Annotated in this window: 11 protein-coding genes; 7 read left to right on the plus strand and 4 right to left on the minus strand. The window is 66.1% G+C overall.

The genetic code is table 11. The features are described 5' to 3' along the window. Window positions 1–11 precede the first annotated feature (11 nt). The 4 genes from astB to AB3X96_RS17695 all read left to right on the plus strand — a co-directional run bounded on the left by astB (window position 12) and on the right by AB3X96_RS17695 (window position 4,974). Window positions 12–1,352: an N-succinylarginine dihydrolase gene (gene astB / locus AB3X96_RS17680; protein WP_368590843.1), complete on the plus strand. Its 1,341-nt coding sequence runs from the start codon at window positions 12–14 to the stop codon at window positions 1,350–1,352. Then, complete coding sequence (gene astE / locus AB3X96_RS17685; protein WP_368590684.1) at window positions 1,336–2,406, plus strand: succinylglutamate desuccinylase; 1,071 nt, start codon at window positions 1,336–1,338, stop codon at window positions 2,404–2,406. Before astB ends, astE begins: the two co-directional genes overlap by 17 nt. Before the next feature lie 146 nt (window positions 2,407–2,552). Continuing rightward, complete coding sequence (locus AB3X96_RS17690; protein WP_368590685.1) at window positions 2,553–3,347, plus strand: ABC transporter substrate-binding protein; 795 nt, start codon at window positions 2,553–2,555, stop codon at window positions 3,345–3,347. A gap of 250 nt (window positions 3,348–3,597) precedes the next feature. Continuing rightward, entirely contained in the window at window positions 3,598–4,974 is a 1,377-nt protein-coding gene (locus AB3X96_RS17695; protein ID WP_368590686.1) for an EAL and HDOD domain-containing protein, read from the plus strand. A 99-nt stretch (window positions 4,975–5,073) separates the two neighbouring features. Here the strand turns inward: AB3X96_RS17695 and AB3X96_RS17700 are convergent, their stop codons facing one another. Together AB3X96_RS17700 and AB3X96_RS17705 are read right to left on the minus strand one after the other, a co-directional pair. Next, on the minus strand, window positions 5,074–6,531 hold the full coding sequence (locus AB3X96_RS17700; protein ID WP_368590687.1) for an HDOD domain-containing protein: 1,458 nt from the start codon (window positions 6,529–6,531) through the stop codon (window positions 5,074–5,076). 95 nt (window positions 6,532–6,626) lie between these two features. Then, entirely contained in the window at window positions 6,627–8,441 is a 1,815-nt protein-coding gene (locus AB3X96_RS17705) for a putative bifunctional diguanylate cyclase/phosphodiesterase (protein WP_368590688.1), read from the minus strand. Between the two features lie 354 nt (window positions 8,442–8,795). On the opposite strand from AB3X96_RS17705, the gene AB3X96_RS17710 reads away from it, so the two are divergent. The 3 genes from AB3X96_RS17710 (at window position 8,796) to AB3X96_RS17720 (ending at window position 11,375) form a co-directional block, all read left to right on the plus strand. Next, window positions 8,796–10,097, plus strand: coding sequence for an EAL and HDOD domain-containing protein (locus AB3X96_RS17710; RefSeq protein ID WP_368590689.1), 1,302 nt, complete (start codon window positions 8,796–8,798; stop codon window positions 10,095–10,097). A 171-nt stretch (window positions 10,098–10,268) separates the two neighbouring features. Continuing rightward, window positions 10,269–10,832 (plus strand): peroxiredoxin, encoded by a 564-nt coding sequence (locus tag AB3X96_RS17715; RefSeq protein ID WP_368590690.1) that lies wholly within the window; start codon window positions 10,269–10,271, stop codon window positions 10,830–10,832. Between the two features lie 78 nt (window positions 10,833–10,910). After that, entirely contained in the window at window positions 10,911–11,375 is a 465-nt protein-coding gene (locus AB3X96_RS17720; RefSeq protein ID WP_368590691.1) for a hypothetical protein, read from the plus strand. Window positions 11,376–11,392: 17 nt separating this feature from the next. Here the strand turns inward: AB3X96_RS17720 and AB3X96_RS17725 are convergent, their stop codons facing one another. Then, entirely contained in the window at window positions 11,393–14,731 is a 3,339-nt protein-coding gene (locus tag AB3X96_RS17725; RefSeq protein WP_368590692.1) for an efflux RND transporter permease subunit, read from the minus strand. A 3-nt stretch (window positions 14,732–14,734) separates the two neighbouring features. Next, complete coding sequence (locus tag AB3X96_RS17730; protein ID WP_368590693.1) at window positions 14,735–17,869, minus strand: MdtB/MuxB family multidrug efflux RND transporter permease subunit; 3,135 nt, start codon at window positions 17,867–17,869, stop codon at window positions 14,735–14,737. Window positions 17,870–17,883 lie beyond the last annotated feature (14 nt).

A 17,883-nucleotide genomic window follows, 5' to 3' on the forward strand; every position in this document is an offset into this window, starting at 1 on the left:
GATCGACGATGCTGCAAGCCACTGAAGCCAATTTCGACGGCCTGGTCGGCCCGACTCACAACTACGCGGGCTTGTCGTTCGGCAACGTCGCGTCGCAGAGCAACGAGAAGTCGGTCGCGAATCCGAAGGCCGCCGCGCGCCAGGGTCTGCGCAAGATGAAGCAGTTGGCGGACCTCGGCTTTCATCAGGGCGTGCTGCCGCCGCAAGAGCGTCCGTCGATGCGTCTGTTGCGCGAGCTCGGCTTTTCCGGCGACGACGCTTCGGTGATCGAGCGCGTCGCGAAGAACGCGCCCGAACTGCTCGCGGCGGCGAGTTCAGCATCCGCGATGTGGACCGCGAACGCGGCGACGGTGAGCCCGTCCGCGGATACGCACGACGGCCGCGTGCATTTCACGCCGGCCAATCTGTGCAGCAAGCTGCATCGCGCGATCGAGCATGAATCGACGCGCCGCACGCTGCGGGCGATGTTCAGCGACACCGACCGCTTCGTGGTGCACGAGGCGCTGCCCGGCACGCCCGCGCTCGGCGACGAGGGCGCGGCGAATCACACGCGCTTTTGCGAGCAATACCGGGCGCGCGGCGTCGAATTCTTCGTGTATGGCCGCAGCGAGTATCGTCGCGGGCGGGAGCCGAAGCGCTATCCGGCGCGTCAGACGTTCGAGGCGAGCCGCGCGGTCGCGCATCGTCATGGCTTGCAGGACGCGGCGACGGTCTATGCACAGCAGAACCCGGAAGTGATCGACGCGGGCGTGTTCCATAACGACGTGATCGCGGTCGGCAATCGCAACACGCTGTTCTGCCATCAGCTCGCGTTCGTCGATCAGCAAGCGGTGTACGACGAGTTGCGCTCGAAGCTCGCGAACCTTCACGCGAGCTTTAACGTGATCGAAGTGCCCGACGCGCAGGTCAGCGTCGCCGATGCGGTGACGTCGTATCTGTTCAACAGCCAGCTGCTGACTCGGCCCGATGGCAAGCAGGTGCTGGTCGTGCCGCAGGAGTGCCGCGAAAATCCGCGCGTCGCCGCTTACCTGGATGAGCTGACTTCGCACAGCGGTCCGATCGACGAAGTGCTCGTGTTCGATCTGCGCGAGAGCATGAAGAACGGTGGCGGCCCCGCCTGTCTGCGTCTGCGCGTCGTACTCGACGACACCGAGCGGGCGGCGGTCGCGCCGGGCGTGTGGATCGACGACAGGCTGTTCGGCCGACTCGATGCGTGGATCGAAAAGCACTATCGCGATCGACTCGCGCCGGCCGATCTCAGCGATCCGCAACTGCTGGTCGAATCGCGCACCGCGCTCGATGAGCTGACGCAAATCCTCGCTCTGGGCTCGCTGTATGACTTCCAGCGCTGATTACGCAATGTCCGCCCCGAGCGCGATGCTCGACGATTTTCTCGCGTGGACGCTCGCGGGTTCGCGGCCTGCCGCGCATCAAGCGCAAGGCACGTGTGCGAACGGTGTGCGCTGGACGTGGCAGGGCGACGGCGTGCTCGTCATCGAGCCCGCGCAGCAGCATGCGGGCGTCCGCAGCGTGCTCGTCTCGGCCGGCGTGCATGGCGACGAGACCGCGCCGATCGAACTGCTGTCGCGCATCGTCGCCGATATCGCGCAGGGCCGCGCGGCGCTCGCGTGCCGGCTGCTCGTGATTCTCGGCAACATCGATGCGATGCGCGACGGCGGCCGCTATCGCGACGACGATCTGAACCGGCTGTTCAGCGGCCGTCATCTGCAACTGCCGCACAGTCACGAAGCGCCGCGCGCGGCCGCGCTCGAACAGGCCGCGACGCGCTTTTTCGCGGACGCGTCCGACGCGCCCGGGGCGCGCTGGCATATCGACATGCATACAGCGATCCGCGCGTCGGTATTCGAGCGCTTCGCGCTGCTGCCGCATACCGGCAAGCCCTTTTCGCGCGCGATGTTTAAATGGCTCGGCGACGCGCGCATCAGTGCGGTGCTGCTGCACACGACGAAGGGCAACACCTATTCGCACTTTACCGCGCAAGCGTGCGGCGCTGATGCGTGTACGCTCGAACTCGGCAAGGTGCGGCCGTTCGGCCAGAACGACCTGACGCGCTTCGAGGGCGCGGATCTCGCGGTGCGCGCGCTGCTCGCCGGCACGCGAATGAACGCACGAGGCGACGCGCAAGCTACGCTGCCGCGCGTGTTCACCGTCGTCGATCAGCTGACCAAGCAAAGCGACGCATTCGAGCTGCTGCTCGCGCCCGACGTGCCGAACTTCACGCCGCTCGCAAAGGGCACCCTGCTCGCGCGCGACGGCGACTATCAATACACGGTGCAGCGCGACGAAGAGCGCATCGTGTTTCCGAACCCGGCGGTCAAGCCCGGCCTGCGCGCCGGTCTGCTCGTCATCGATACCACCGCCGAGACGCTGCCCAAGCTTGTCTAGACAGGTCCCGTGTACAATCGCGGGCTTCGCGGCTGACGCATCTACCGGTTACGCCGGCCGCGCGAGTCCGAAGCGCGGCCGGCGTAATCCGCCTGTGCGCGCCGAATCGGCTCCGTTTCAGTCAACACCGTAAAGGAACACCCGTAATGAAGAAGAATTGGCCCAACCTGGCCGCGCTCGCGCTGTTCGCGACGGCGGCCTTGACGGCAGGCACAGCGTCGGCGTCTGAGATCAAGGAAATGCGCTTCGGCGTCGAGGCTTCGTATGCGCCGTTCGAATCGAAGTCGCCCGCGGGCGAGCTGCAGGGCTTCGATATCGACGTCGGCAATGCCGTATGCGCGAAGCTGAAGGCCAGATGCGTGTGGGTCGAGAATTCGTTCGACGGCCTGATCCCGGCGCTCGAAGCGCGCAAGTTCAGCGCGATCAACTCGGACATGACGATCACCGACCAGCGTCGCCAGGCAATCGACTTCACCGATCCGATCTACACGATCCCGAATCAGATGATCGCGAAGAAGGGCAGCGCTCTGCAGCCTACGCCCGCATCGCTGAAGGGCAAGCACGTCGGCGTGCTGCAGGGCACGATCCAGGAAACCTATGCGAAGGCGCGCTGGGCGCCGGCCGGTGTCGATGTCGTGCCGTATCAGACCCAGGATCAGATTTACGCGGACCTTGCGTCGGGTCGTCTCGATGCGTCGTTCCAGGACGCCGAAGCGGCATCGAAGGGCTTTCTGAAGAAACCGCAGGGCGCGGGCTTCGAGTTCGCCGGTCCGGCCGTGAGCGACGACAAGCTGCTCGGCGCGGGTGTCGGCTACGGTGTGCGCAAGAACGACAAGGCGCTCAAGGATGCGCTGAACGGCGCGTTGAAGGAGCTGAAGGCCGATGGCACGATCGACCGCCTCGCCGCCAAATACTTCGACGTGAAAGTCGTGCTGAAGTAACGCTGCATCGAAATGTGCAAAACGGCCGCTGATGCGGCCGTTTTGCTTTTTGCACGCGGGTCGCAAACGTTCAACAAATATTTCGAGATATTGCCTTGCAAGCCTGTTCGTGCCCAATGACGCTGCGATAAAATTGCGACGCACGTTGCCGCGCGTCGACGAGCTTCCAACGTCATGGAAACGCGCTTACGTGCAGCGAAAAAACAGAACATAGCGGCCAGGCGCCAGCGGCGCCGAGCGGGGGACTGGAATGACCACCATCGCAATCGAGACTCTGAGCCACGGCGGCACGACCGACGACGCGTCGCTCGTCGCCAGCTACGCGCGGCAGCCCATTCTGAATCGGGACGGCATGCTGTGCGGTTACGAGATCAAGGTGCGTGCGCCGGAGCTGCCGCTCGCCGACGCGGACCTCAGCGCCCCACGAACCCATACCGATCTTCATCCCAACGCCGACGCGTTGCCGGGTCGCGCGCCGACGCCGGTGCAACGCGTCGCGCGCGCGATCGTGCGCGGGCTCGTGCAAAGCGACGTACGCGGCGCGCTGACTGGCCATCCGGCCTACGTCGACGTGAGCCGCGAGCTGCTGCTCGACGACGCGATCCTGCGACTCCCCGCGGAACGCTTCATGCTCGAGCTGCCTTCATCGCTCGAAGTCGATGACGAGTTGATCGCACGTCTCGTGTATCTGCATGGCCGCCGCTATCGCTTCGCGCTCGACGACGTCACGCAGCCCAACGAGACTTTCGCGAAGCTGCTGCCGTACGCCGAAGTCGTCAAGATCGACGTCCCGCGCACGCCGCGCGCGCTGTTGCCGAAGCTCGCGAGCGTGCTGAAGTCGGCGGGCAAACTGCTGCTCGCATCGGGTGTCGATGCGCAGGCCGACTTCGAAACGGTGCATGAGCTCGGCTTCGACCGCTTCCAGGGCTATTACTTCGCGCGGGCGCAAAGCGCATCGAGTCGCAGCGTCAGCGCGCCGCGCCACGCGCTGCTCAATCTGCTGCAACTGCTCGCGGGCGACCCGACGGTCGCGCAGCTCGAAGCCGAGCTGAAGCTGAATCCGGTGCTCGTCATGCATCTGATGAAGCTCGCGAATTCGAGCGGCCTCGCGGTCGGTCACAAGGTGACGACGCTGCGCGACGCGATCAACGCGACGGGCACCGATCGCATCGCGCGCTGGACGCAGCTGTTGCTCTACGCCGACGGCCGCAAGGTCGCGCTCGAAGACGACCCTCTGCTGCAACTCGCGGCCACGCGCGCGCGCTTCATGGAGCTCGCGATCGAACGCATGCCCGAAGCGGGCCGCGACGAAGCCGACGCGGCCTTCCTGACCGGCGTGTTTTCGTTCGTCGATGCGGTGTTCGGTGGCTCGCTCGAAAAAACGCTGAACATCCTCACGCTGTCGCGGCCCATCCAGGCCGCGATCCTGCATCGCGAGGGCAGGCTGGGCTTGCTGCTGAGCGCGGTCGAGGCGCTCGAAGGCGGCGCATGGGAGCGCGTCGCCACGTTGTCCGAACGTCTTGCGCCGTTGACGCTGGAAGAGGTCGCGCAGATGGGTCTCGCGGCCGGCGCATGGGCCGGTGTCGCGGATCGCAGCGCGCAAGGGCTGGAGCGGATCGAGGATTGAGTGGGGTGAAAGCCCCACAGATGCCCGGATAAAATCGTTTTCGGGCAAACACGGAAAGAATCAAGGTGAAGCAGAGTGATCAGCGATCACGCCAGGTCTTCACATCGTCTCCATTTCCCGCATCTGCCCCTGGCCGAAAAAACGTCCCAACTCCTTTGCCAGTTCGTTGAGCACGCCCATCTCCTTCTGTGAGATGCGGCGCGCCTCCTGCGTATGCGACCAGTCGCCGTAGAGCAGCGCGACGGTCTGATCGGTTTCGTCGATGATCGGCAGCAGCACGAACGCGCGCGCGTCGTCGAACGAGCGCCGGAACCACTCGGGCAGCCGCGCGACCATCTTCGGATCGCGCGCATTCTCGATGAAGATGCCAACCGAGTTCGCGATCGCGAGATGAAACACATCGGGCTCGAACGCGGTGCTGAACGCGAGCTTCGGCAGCGCCGCGTCGATCTTCGGCCCGAAGCCGATGCGCGCCTTGAACGTGCCGTTGCTATGCTTGACGTAGACCACGGTGCGCGCGAAGCCGAGCGCCGCGAGCACGGTTTCGGCGGCCATCGCGAGCGCCGGCGCGAGCGGGCTGCCTTCGGGCAGGTCGCGCAGATCCTTTACCCCGACCTCGATGCGCGCCTCGGGCGTGAGCGCCTCGCGCGCGATCGCATCGGCATTGGCGCGCAGCTCGACGATTTCGCGCATCACGCTGTCGCCGCCATCCTCGCGCGCGAGCGCGACGCTCATCTGCAGCAGCACTTCGGGGTCGGTGTTCAGCGCGCTGCAGTACTCGTGCGCAAGCTCGCCGATGCGCGCCTCGCGTTCCCCCTCGGGCATGTTCTGCTGCGTGAGCACGTCGGCGACCGCGGTCGAGTAGTTGGTGATCGCGCGTAGCCACTGCACCTGGCGCGGTTGCGTCACGTCTTCCGGATCGAACTCGCCCATGCCGGAGCGGATCGTGTCGGGCAGGCGCCAGCGCACCGCGGCTTCGGCGCCGATTTCATCGAAGGTGACGCCGAGCACGAGCACGCACGCGTCGGCTTCGAGTGCGCCGCCGTCGATATGGCGGCGAATCTGATCCCATTCGGCGTCGAGATAGAACACGACCAGCAGCTTGCCGATCTGCCGCATCAGCGTGCAGACCACCGCTTCCTCGCCGGCGCGCAGGTCGCCGCGCTCGGTCAGCTTGCGCGCGACGCAGCCCGACAGCAGCGTGCGGTTCAATTCGAGTTTCGCGTCGATGCGGCGCGGCGCGCTTTGATGAAAGTGATCGACGATCTTCAGACCGACTACGAGGTGACCGACCGCATCCATGCCGAGCACCATCAGCGCGCGCGACACGGTCGTGATATTGCCGCCGAACGCCATGTACATCGCCGAGTTCGCGAGCCGGAGCACCTTCTGCGTGAGCGCGAAGTCCGACAGCACCACTTGCACGAGGCCGGTGAAGTCGAGGTCGTCGTTGGTCACTGCCGCCATGGTGGTGCGCAGCGATTGCGACAGCATAGGGAAATCGCCGCGCTCGCTCATTCGCGTCCAGAGCCGGTCGAGCACTGCCGCCTTTACCATGTGTGTCCCGCAAATGCCATACGTGTTCCAGTGAATGCCGTGCCGGTCGCAAGCCGGCTTGTTGCGCTGCCAGGGCGTCGTGTCCGCATCGCCCGTTATGCGCCGTGCAGCTGAAGCTCGCGCGTTTCGAAGCGCTGCGCAAGCTCTTCGGACGGCAGCGCCTTGCAGACGAGCCAGCCCTGAATGTGATCGCAGCCCATCTCGGTGAGCAGGGTGCGCTGCGCTTCCGTTTCGACGCCCTCGGCAACCAGTTCGAGATCGAGCGTCTGCGCAAGGCCGACGACAGCGCTAACGATTGCCTGATCGTTTCGCGAGGTTAGCAGATTCTCGACGAAACTCCGGTCGATCTTCAGCTTCGCGAGCGGAAAGCGTTGCAGGTACGCGAGGCTCGAATAGCCGGTGCCGAAGTCGTCGACTGCGAAGCGGATGCCCATCGCGGTCAGGTCTTCGAGCAAGCCCTTCGCGTGCGCCGGGTCGTGCATTAGCAGACTTTCGGTGATCTCGAACACGAGCCGGCGCGGATCGATGCCGGTCAGCTCGATCGCCTCGCGCACCGAGTCCTTGAAGCGCGGATCGCGAAACTGCTGCGGCGACACGTTGACGGCCACGTACTGCAGCGCAATGCCCTTCGCGTCCCACTGGATCAGCTGCATGCACGCGACCTTCAGCACCCAGTTGCCGAGGAAGTTGATGAGCCCGATCGACTCCGCGAGCGGAATGAACATCGACGGCGGCACGAGGCCATGCACCGGATGCGTCCAGCGGATCAAGGCCTCGACACCGACCACGCCCCGCGTGCGGCTGCTCGTGATCGGCTGGAAGTGTAGCGAAAACTCGCCGTTGCGTACGCCGTCGTAGAGGTCGGCCTCGAGTTTCAGACGCTCGGCGTCGGCCGGGTTGTCGTCCGGCACGTAGAACGCGAGCGTGTTGCCGCCCGCGGCCTTCGCCTGCAACAACGCGTGGTCGGCCCAGCGCAGCAGGTGCGTGTCGTGGCCGCCGGTGTCGTTGGCGTGACGCACGTCCGGGTACAGCGCGATGCCGATGCTGGCCGACAGGTGCACCTGTTGACCCTTGAACACATACGGCTGCTGGATCGCGGTCAACAGACGCCGCGCCAGCGCTTCGGCGGCGGCCGCCGCGTCGGTGCGGCTCGCGGCCGGCTTCACGAGGATCGCGAACTCGTCGCTGGCGATCCGCGCGATCGTTTCGCTCGGGCTCGTCATGTTCAACAGGCGCCGCGACGTGTCGCGCAGCATCTCGTCGCCGGCGTCGTAGCCGAGCGCGCGGTTCACCCGCTGATAGTCGTCGAGATCGAGCAGCAGCAGCGCGACCGGCGTGCCGTGCGCATCGGCCTTCTGTTGTGCATCGAGCAGCGCGTGCACCAAACCCGACTGGTTCGGCAGACTGGTCAGCCGGTCCAGATGCAGCGCCTGGGTCAGCCGCTCTTCGGTGGCGCGCCACGACGACACGTCGAAGCCGGCGATCGCGTAGCCATCGACGCCGTCGTGATTGCTGCGCACGACCCGCAGCTCGACCGTGATCGGATAGGTCAGCGACTTGAGGAGCCCGAGCGTCGCTTTCTCGACGTTGCCCGAAGCCGCCGCCTGCTTGAGCAGCGCATCGAGGCGCGGCACGTCGGCGGGCGCGACCAGATCGTGCAGCGTCGCGGTTTTCAGGTATTCGCGGTGATAGCCGATGAAGCGCAGGCTCGCATCCGACACGTAGATGAAGCGCAACGCATCGTCGACGTGCGCGAGCAGGTCGACCGCGCCGACCACCTGTTCCAGTGGGGGCGGGCGGTTCGCGCTGCTCGGCCGGTCGTCGTCCTCGCGCCGGCCGAACGCCCGCAGCCGGTCGATGACCGTGCGCAAGGAGCCCCGGCGGGGCGCGGTGATCGTGTTCGCTTCCATGTTCGTCGCTGGCAACCTGGGTTCGTCCGCGGGCGGGACTGCTTGTCCGCTAGTCCGGGCGGCCGGGAGATAGCAGGCCGCCCCATCAGAACGAGATAACGACGCAAGCGGGGAAATCTTTAGCTGCGCGCCGAGAAAAACATCCGGTAAGGAGACGCGCGGTTCAGTCGCCGGGACGATTCGGTTAAAGTGACACCGCTTCGCGGCCGTTAATACGGCGAATCTCCCTTAATTTGGCGACGCTGATGGCGTCGCGCTGCGTAGACTTTCCGAACCTTGCACCGATGATCCATCTTCGAACGCTCCGTCATCAGGTCCGCCAGCGCCCCATGGCCCGTCCCGCGGGATGCCGAGGTGCGTGATGTCGTCGCCGGCGCGTCGGCCGGCTATCTTGAGCGCGGGGACCCGGACGCGGTCCCGCAGTATGTCTACGTCGGCCGCCAGCCGATTCTGGATCGCGATGGGGCGCTTCACGCGTACGAGCTGCTGTTCCGCGCCGGCACCTATAACTACGCCGAAATCAGCGACGACGCGCAGGCCACCGCGCAGGTGGTCGCGCGCGCGATCGGCGGTATCGGCGTGCCGGCCGTGCTCGGCCAGCATCGCGGCTTCGTCAATATCGACCGCGCGCTGCTCTTTAGCGACATCGTCCATCTGATGCCGCCCGAGCGCTTCGTGCTCGAAATCCTCGAAACCGTGCGTTACGACGCTTCGCTCGCGCGTCGGCTCGACGAACTGCACTGCGCCGGCTTCCAGGTCGCGCTCGACGACGTGCACGACCTGACCGACGAGCTGAGGGAGATGCTGCCGTACGCCGATATCGTCAAGATCGACTTCCTGCAAACGCCGCGCCGCAAGGTCGCCGAGCTCGCGTCGGCCTTGCGCGGCTACGGCAAGACGCTGCTCGCCGAGAAGGTCGAAACTCGCGAGGACTTCGCGCTCGCGCACGAGCTCGGCTTCGACCTGTTCCAGGGCTACTTCTTCGCGCGGCCGCAGGTGCTGGCCGCGCCGCGCAACCGCTCGCTGCGCCCGGGCCTGTTGCGGCTGCTCGCGCTGCTGTCGCGCGACGCCGGCATCGTCGAGCTCGAGGCGGAGCTGAAGGTCAATCCGGGCGTGGTCGTGCAACTGCTGCGGCTCGTCAATTCGAGCGCGTTCGGCCTCGGACGCAACATCGCGTCGCTGCGCGAGGCGATCATCGCGACCGGCACGCGGCAAATCGCGCGCTGGGCGCAACTGCTGCTGTACGCGGATACCGGCGACCTGCCGTGGCGCGCCGATCCGCTCGTGCAACTGGCCGCGACGCGCTCGCGCTTCATGGAGCTTGCCGCGAACTGGCTGCGTCCGGCCGACGGCGAATTCGCCGATGCCGCGTTCATGACCGGGATTTTCTCGCTGGTGCATATCGTGCTCGACAGCACCCCGGACGCGGTGCTCGAAAAGCTCGGCCTCGCGCCGCAGATCCGCGAGGCGATCGTCGCGCGCAAGGGCGAGCTGGGCGCGCTGCTGCTGATCGCCGAGGTCGCGGGCGAGGGCGGCGACGCGGCGCCGGTCGCGACGGCGGCGGGCTTCCACGCGCTGACGCCCGAGTTGCTATCGCAGCTGAACCTGTCGGCGGCGGCGTGGTTCGGCGCGCACGTGGCGGAGTCGGACGCTTGATGCGCCGGGCCCGCGCGCCGCATCCTTTCGATTTGCTTGTGGACCTGGCGGCGACGGACGCCGCGTGCGCATCCGTGGTCCAATAGAACGTTCAGCGGCGGCCTGTGACGCCGGCCGAAGCTGTCTTCGATGGACGGGATCAACTGCGTGCGCTCACGCATGGAGGAGCAGATGAAGACAAAACACATACCGGCGGTATTGGCCGCCGTCATGGCGTTCGGATTCGCAATGCATTCGCCGCTCGCCTCGGCAACCCTGAAGCCCGGCGATACGGCGCCGGCGTTCACCGCCGAGGCCTCGCTCGGCGGCAAGACCTACACGTATTCGCTGGCCGATCAGCTGAAGAAGGGGCCGGTCGTGCTGTACTTCTATCCGGCCGCGTTCACGAAGGGCTGCACGATCGAGGCGCACGAATTCGCCGATGCGGTCGACGAATACAAGAAGTACGGTGCGACGGTGATCGGCGTATCGCACGACAACATCGATACGCTGACGAAGTTCTCGGTCAGCGAATGCCGCAGCAAATTCCCGGTCGCGGCCGACGCCGACGCGAAGGTGATCAACGCATACGACGCGGGCATGCCGATGAAGGCCGGCATGGCGAATCGCGTGTCATACGTGATCTCGCCCGAAGGCAAGATCATCTACGAGTACACGAGCCTGCAGCCCGACAAGCATGTCGAGAACACGCTGAACGCGCTCAAGGAATGGGCGGCCGCGCACAAGGGGCAGTGAAGGGGCCACGCGCCGGCATCGCGCATTGCTCGTGTCAGGCCCGTGCCAGGCTAAACCCATTTACCGGATGAGCTTGCGATGCCGATTCTCGTTGCGTTGATTGCGCTGGTCGCGCTGGGGTACGGCGCGGTACGCGCCTTCGATGCGCTGCAGGCCGGTTTCGGGCTGGCGGTGGCGGAAAGCGTGGCGGTCCTGGTTGCGTTGCTGATTGCCGGTGCGCTCGCTTACTGGCGGCAGCGGCGCCGCGAAGTCGCGCCGAACGTGCGCGACGGCGACTGGACGCACGAGCTGAAGGGCAGTTGGGGATTGGTGCGGCTCGCGGCGGGCAAGCGGCTCTGCGAGATTCGCGTCGGCGACGAGCAGGGTGCGTATATCTTCGCGGATCTTCTCGGCGCCGAAGCACAAGGCCGCGACGCGCAGGCGCGGCTCGCCGTGAAGGTCAAGGACGCACGGCGCGGCGAGTGGCTCGTGCCGATGTCGAACGAACGGGTGGCGCGCCGATGGCAGCGGATCTTCTCGCTGGCCATCGAGCAGAAGCTGTGAACACCACCTTCACGACATCATGACGAGGTCGGCGCCGCGCCACCCGTGCGGCGCGCCTTTCTCGCCTCCCAGCGCACGCGGATGCGATCCATGTACAGATACACGACCGGCGTCGTATAGAGCGTCAGCATCTGGCTGACGATCAGCCCGCCGACGATCGAAATACCGAGCGGCGCGCGCATCTCCGCGCCTTCGCCGCTGCCGAACGCGAGCGGCAATGCACCGAGCATCGCGGCGAAGGTGGTCATCATGATCGGCCGGAAGCGCAGCAGACAGGCCTGGTAGATCGCGTCGCGCGAGGACAGCCCTTTGCGCGACGCGTCGATCGCGAAGTCCACCATCATGATCGCGTTCTTCTTCACGATGCCGATCAGCAGGATCACGCCGATCAGCGCGATGATGCTGAACTCGGTCTTGAACAGCAGCAGCGCGAGCAGCGCGCCGACGCCCGCGGACGGCAGCGTCGACAGGATCGTCAGAGGATGGATGTAGCTCTCGTACAGGATGCCGAGCACGATATACACCGCCGCGAGCGCGGCGAGGATCAGGATCGGCTGATCGGACATCGACTGCTGGAACGCCTGGGCGGTGCCCTGGAAGCTGCCGTGAATCGTGGCGGGCATGCCGATCTCGGCCATCGTGTCGTAGATCACCTGCGTGGCGGTGGACAGCGAGACACCCGGCGGCAGGTTGAACGAAATCGTCGAGGCGACGAACTGGCTCTGGTGATTGACCGACAGCGGTGTGGTGCCCGGCCCGAAGCTGGCGATCGTCGACAGCGGCACCATCGTTTCCTTCGCGATCGACACCGGCGAGCCCGACGACGCGCTCGACTTGCCGCTCGCCGCGATCGAGTTGATCGCCTGGTTGCGCGCGGAGTCGGCCGCGATGCTGGCCGCGCTCGTCGCGGTGGTGGCTGCCGTGCCGCCGGTTGCGGCGCCGCCGGCGGCCCCGCTCGTCGTGGCCGCCGTGCTGGTCGCCTTCGTTACAGTGCCGGCCGGCGCATTGGTGGTCTGCGCGCCGCTCGCGCTGCCGCCCGAGGTGCTGACGTAAATCTGGCTCAGCATTTCCGGGCTCTGCCAGTAGCGCGGCGCGACTTCCATCACCACGTGATACTGGTTCAGCGGGTTGTAGATCGTCGATACCTGGCGCTGGCCGAACGCGTCGTACAGCGTGTTGTCGATCTGCGAGGGCTTGATGCCGAGACGCGCGGCGGTGGCGCGGTCGATCGTCACCATCGCCTCGAGACCGCCTTGCTGCTGGTCGGAGTTCACGTCCGCGAGTTCCTTGCGAGCCTGCAGCGCCTCGGTGAGCTTCGGCCCCCACTTATACAGATCGGGCGTCGAGTCCGCGAGCAGCGTGAACTGATACTGCGCGTTCGATTGCCGGCCGCCGACGCGGATGTCCTGCACCGCCTGCAGGAAGGTGCGCGCGCCGGCCACGTCGCCGAGCGGCGCGCGCAACTGCTGGATCAGCTGGTCGGCGGACAGCTTGCGTTCGCTCTTCGGCTTCAGCGACAGGAACATGAAGCCCGAGTTGGTCTGCCGGCCGCCGGTGAAGCCGACCACGCTGTCGACCGCCGGGTTCTTGCTGACGATGTCCATCATCTGCGAGAACTTGTCCTTCATCGCCTGGAACGACGTGCTCTGGTCGGCCTGGATGCCGCCGATCAGGCGCCCGGTGTCCTGCTGCGGGAAGAAGCCTTTCGGCACGATGATGTAGAGCGCGACGTTCAGCCCGATGGTCAGCAGCAGCACGAGCAGGATCAGCCGCGGATGCCGCAGCGCCCAGCCGAGCGTGCGCTCGTAGCCGCGCTGCATCGACGTGAAGCCGCGTTCGAGCCAGCGGCCGAGGCGGCTTTCCTGTTGCTTCTCGTGCGGCTCGCGCAGCAGGCGCGAGCACATCATCGGCGTGAGCGTCAGCGAGACGATCAGTGACACCGCGATCGCGAGCGACAGCGTCAGCGCGAACTCGCGGAACAGCCGCCCGACGATGCCGCCCATCAGCAGGATCGGCAGGAACACGGCGACGAGCGAGATGCTGATCGACATCACCGTGAAGCCGACCTCGCGCGCACCGAGGAACGCGGCCTTCATGCGCGGCACACCGTCTTCGATGTGGCGCGAGATGTTTTCGAGCACCACGATCGCGTCGTCGACGACGAAGCCGGTCGCGATGGTCAACGCCATCAGCGACAGATTGTCGAGCGAGAAGCCCATCAGGTACATCGCGCCGAACGTGCCGATGATCGAGATCGGCACGGCCACGCTCGGAATCAGCGTGGCGCGCCAGTTGCGCAGGAACAGGAACACGACCATCACGACCAGCGCGACCGCGATCACGAGCGTGCGCTGGGTGTCTTTCAGCGACGCGCGGATCGTCGTGGAGCGGTCCGAGGTCGGCGAGATTTCGACGTCTGCGGGCAGCGATGCGTGCAATTGCGGCAGCATCGCCTTCACGCGGTCGACGGTCTCGATGATGTTGGCGCCCGGCTGCCGGTACAGGATCACGAGCACCGCGTGCTTGCCGTTGAAGAGGCCGAGGTTGCGCAGGTCCTCGACCGAATCGACGACCTCGCCCATGTCGGAGAGTTTGACCGGTGCGCCGTTGCGATAGGCGATGACCAGATCCTTGTACTGCGACGCCTTGGTGGCCTGGTCGTTGGTGTACAGCTGCACGCGATTCTCGCCGAACTCGATCGCCCCTTTCGGGCTGTTCGCGTTGGCCGAGGCGAGCGCCGCGCGCACGTCCTCGAGGCCGATGCCGTAGTGCGACAGCGCATGCGGCATCAGCTCGACGCGTACGGCCGGATTCGCCGAGCCGCTCACGTCCACTTCGCCGACCCCCTGCACCTGCGACAGCGACTGCTGCAGCACCGTGGCGGCCGAATCGTAGAGCTGGCCGGGCGTGCGCGTGCTCGACGTCAGCGCGAGAATCAGGATCGGCGCGTCGGCCGGGTTGACCTTGTGGTAGGTCGGATTGCTGCGCAGGCTCGCGGGCAGGTCGGCGCGCGCCGCGTTGATCGCCGCCTGCACGTCGCGCGCGGCGCCGTCGATGTCGCGGTTCAAGCCGAACTGCATCGTGATGCGCGTCGAGCCGACCGAGCTTTGCGACGTCATCTCGGTGACGTCGGCGATCGAGCCGAGATGCCGCTCGAGCGGACTCGCGACGCTGGTCGCGACGGTCTCCGGGCTCGCGCCCGGCAGCGTCGCCTGCACCGAGATGGTCGGGAAGTCGACCTGCGGCAGCGGCGCCACCGGCAGCTTGGTGAACGCGAACACGCCCGACAGCGCGATGCCGATCGCCAGCAGCGTGGTGGCGACCGGGCGGGAAATAAACGGACGCGACAGGTTCATCGCTCAGTTCCCTGCATCGGTTGCGGGCGGCGTGGCGCTACCGGACGAATCGCCGCGGCTAAAGCGCTCGCGCAGCCGGCGGCCGAGCGAATCGAACGCGAGGTAGATCACCGGCGTCGTGAACAGCGTCAGCAACTGGCTCACGATCAGGCCGCCGGCGATCGCGATACCGAGCGGCCGGCGCAGTTCCGAGCCCGCGCCGGTGCCGAGCATCAGCGGCAGCGCGCCGAGCAGCGCGGCGAGCGTGGTCATCAGGATCGGCCGGAAACGCAGCAGACACGCCTGGTAGATCGCCTCGCGCGGCGGCTTGCCTTCCTCGCGCTCCGCATAGAGCGCGAAGTCGATCATCATGATCGCGTTCTTCTTCACGATACCGATCAAAAGCACGATCCCGATGATGCCGATGATGTCGAGATCGTGGCCGGTGATCAGCAGCGCGAGCAGCGCGCCGACGCCGGCGGACGGAAGAGTGGACAGAATCGTGATCGGATGGATGAAGCTCTCGTACAGCACGCCGAGCACGATGTACATCGTGACGATCGCCGCGAGGATCAGGAACAGCTCGTTCGCGAGCGACGCCTGGAACGCGAGCGCCGCGCCCTGGAAGCGCGTCTGGAACGACGCGGGCAGGCCGATGTCCTTCTCGGCCTGTTCGATCGCCTTCACGGCCGCGCCGAGCGACGAACCCGGGGCGAGGTTGAACGACACCGTGGTGGCCGGGAACTGGCTCAGGTGCGTGACGAGCAGCGGCGCGGGTCGCTCGATGAACTTCGCGATCGACGACAGCGGCACCTGGCCGCCCGCCGACGTGGAAGAGGGCAGGTAGATCGAGTTCAGCGACGTGGTGTAGTGCTGCATCGTCGGCTGCGCTTCGAGAATCACACGGTACTGGTTCGACTGCGTGAAGATCGTCGAAATGATGCGCTGGCCGAACGCGTCGTACAGCGCGCTGTCGATCGTGGCCGGCGTGATGCCGAAGCGCGCGGCGGTCGCGCGGTCGATCTCGATGAACACCGAGCGGCCGTTGTCCTGCAGATCGGTCGCGACGTCCGCGAGTTCGGGCGACTGCTTCAGGCGCTCGACCAGCTTCGGCACCCACGTCGCGAATTCGCCGATGTTCGGATCGGTCAGCATGAACTGATACTGCGTCGGGCTGACCGTCGAGTCGATCGTCAGGTCCTGCACCGGCTGCATGTACAGCGACGCGCCCGGAATATGCGCGACGTCCTTCTGCAACTGGCGGATCACTTCGCTCGCGGTGCTGCCGCGGTCGTCGCGCGGCTTCAGGTTGATCAGCATGCGACCGCTGTTCAGCGTGATGTTGCTGCCGTCCACGCCGATGAAGGAGGTCAGGCTTTCGACGTCCGGGTTCTTCAGGATCTGGTCGGCGAGCGCCTGCTGACGCTCGGCCATCGACGCGAACGACACCGACTGCGGCATCTGCGTGATCGCCTGGATCACGCCGGTGTCCTGCACCGGGAAGAAGCCCTTCGGTATGAACACGTACAGCAGGCCGGTCAGCACCAGCGTGAGGACAGCTACGACCAGCGTGGAGCGCTGACGGTTCAGCACCCAGGTGAGCGCGACCGCGTAGCGCGCGATCACCCAGTCGATGAAGCGGTGCGCCTTCGCCTCGAAGCGGTGACTGTCGTGCGGCGGCGTGTGGCGCAACAGTTTCGCGCACATCATCGGCACCAGCGTCAGCGACACGACCGCCGAAATGACGATCGTCACCGCGAGCGTGATCGCGAATTCATGGAACAGGCGGCCGACCACGTCGCCCATGAAGAGCAGCGGAATCAGCACCGCGATCAGCGAGACCGTCAGCGAAATGATCGTGAAGCCGATCTGCTTCGAGCCCTTCAGCGCGGCTTCGAGCGCACTGTCGCCTTCCTCGACATAGCGCGCGATGTTCTCGATCATCACGATCGCGTCGTCGACGACGAAGCCGGTCGCGATGGTCAGCGCCATCAGCGACAGGTTGTCTAGCGAGAAGCCGCACAGGTACATCACGGCGAGCGTGCCGATCAGCGACAGCGGCACCGATAGGCTCGGAATGATCGTCGCGTAGATGTTGGCGAGGAACAGGTACATCACCAGCACGACCAGCACGACCGACATCGCCAGCTCGAACTGCACGTCGCGCACCGACGCGCGGATCGTCGTGGTGCGGTCGGTGACGACCTCGACGTCGAGCGCGGCGGGCAGCGACTGCTGCAAGCGCGGCAGCAGCGCCTTGATGCTGTCGACCACCTGGATCACGTTCGCACCCGGCTGGCGCTGCACGTTCAGGATGATCGCGGGCGTGTTGTCGACCCACGCGCCGAGCTTCGTGTTCTCCGGACCCGGCACGATGCTCGCGACGTCGGTCAGCATCACCGGGCGGCCGCTCTTGTATGCGACCACGGCGCTCTTGTACTCGTCGGCGTCGGTCAGCTGATCGTTCGAATTGATCGTGTAGTTGCGCGTCGGGCCGTCGAAATTGCCCTTCGGCGTGTTGACGTTCAGGTTCGAGATGGTGGTGCGCAGATCGTCGAGATTCAGGCCGTACGCGGCGAGCGCGCGCGGGTTCGCCTGAATGCGGATCGCCGGGCGCTGCCCGCCCGACAGGCTCACGAGACCCACCCCCGCGACCTGCGAGATCTTCTGCGCGAGACGCGTGTCGGCGAGATCCTGCACCTGCGTGAGCGGCAGCGTTTTTGACGTGATCGCGAGCGTGATGATCGGCGCGTCGGCCGGGTTGACCTTCGCGTAGATCGGCGGCGCGGGCAGGTCGGAGGGCAGCAGGTTGCCCGCCGCGTTGATCGCCGCCTGGACTTCCTGCTCGGCGATGTCGAGCGGCAGATCGAGGCTGAATTGCAGCGTGATGATCGACGAGCCGGCCGAGCTTTGCGACGACATCTGATTCAGCGACGGCATCTGCCCGAACTGCCGCTCGAGCGGCGCCGTTACGGACGACGTCATCACGTCCGGGCTCGCGCCCGGATAGAAGGTCTGCACCTGGATCGTCGGATAGTCGACTTCGGGCAGCGCGGACAGCGGCAGAAAGCGCAGCGCGACGAGGCCGACCAGCATGATCGCCGCCATCAGCAGCGCGGTGCCGACGGGACGCAGAATAAATGCGCGGGATGGATTCATGCGGTAAGTGCCGT

The sequence above is a fragment of the Paraburkholderia sp. BR13439 genome (assembly GCF_040948805.1).
Classification (GTDB): Bacteria; Pseudomonadota; Gammaproteobacteria; order Burkholderiales; family Burkholderiaceae; genus Paraburkholderia; species Paraburkholderia youngii.

Excerpts from the sequence above, each read along its gene's own strand:
- AB3X96_RS17725 (WP_368590692.1), bottom strand. The coding sequence starts at position 14,731 with ATGAACCTGTCGCGTCCGTTTATTTCCCGCCCGGTCGCCACCACGCTG.
- AB3X96_RS17720 (WP_368590691.1), top strand. The coding sequence starts at position 10,911 with ATGCCGATTCTCGTTGCGTTGATTGCGCTGGTCGCGCTGGGGTACGGC.
- AB3X96_RS17695 (WP_368590686.1), top strand. The coding sequence starts at position 3,598 with ATGACCACCATCGCAATCGAGACTCTGAGCCACGGCGGCACGACCGAC.
- AB3X96_RS17700 (WP_368590687.1), bottom strand. The coding sequence starts at position 6,531 with ATGGTAAAGGCGGCAGTGCTCGACCGGCTCTGGACGCGAATGAGCGAG.
- AB3X96_RS17730 (WP_368590693.1), bottom strand. The coding sequence starts at position 17,869 with ATGAATCCATCCCGCGCATTTATTCTGCGTCCCGTCGGCACCGCGCTG.
- astE (WP_368590684.1), top strand. The coding sequence starts at position 1,336 with ATGACTTCCAGCGCTGATTACGCAATGTCCGCCCCGAGCGCGATGCTC.
- AB3X96_RS17690 (WP_368590685.1), top strand. The coding sequence starts at position 2,553 with ATGAAGAAGAATTGGCCCAACCTGGCCGCGCTCGCGCTGTTCGCGACG.
- AB3X96_RS17705 (WP_368590688.1), bottom strand. The coding sequence starts at position 8,441 with ATGGAAGCGAACACGATCACCGCGCCCCGCCGGGGCTCCTTGCGCACG.
- AB3X96_RS17715 (WP_368590690.1), top strand. The coding sequence starts at position 10,269 with ATGAAGACAAAACACATACCGGCGGTATTGGCCGCCGTCATGGCGTTC.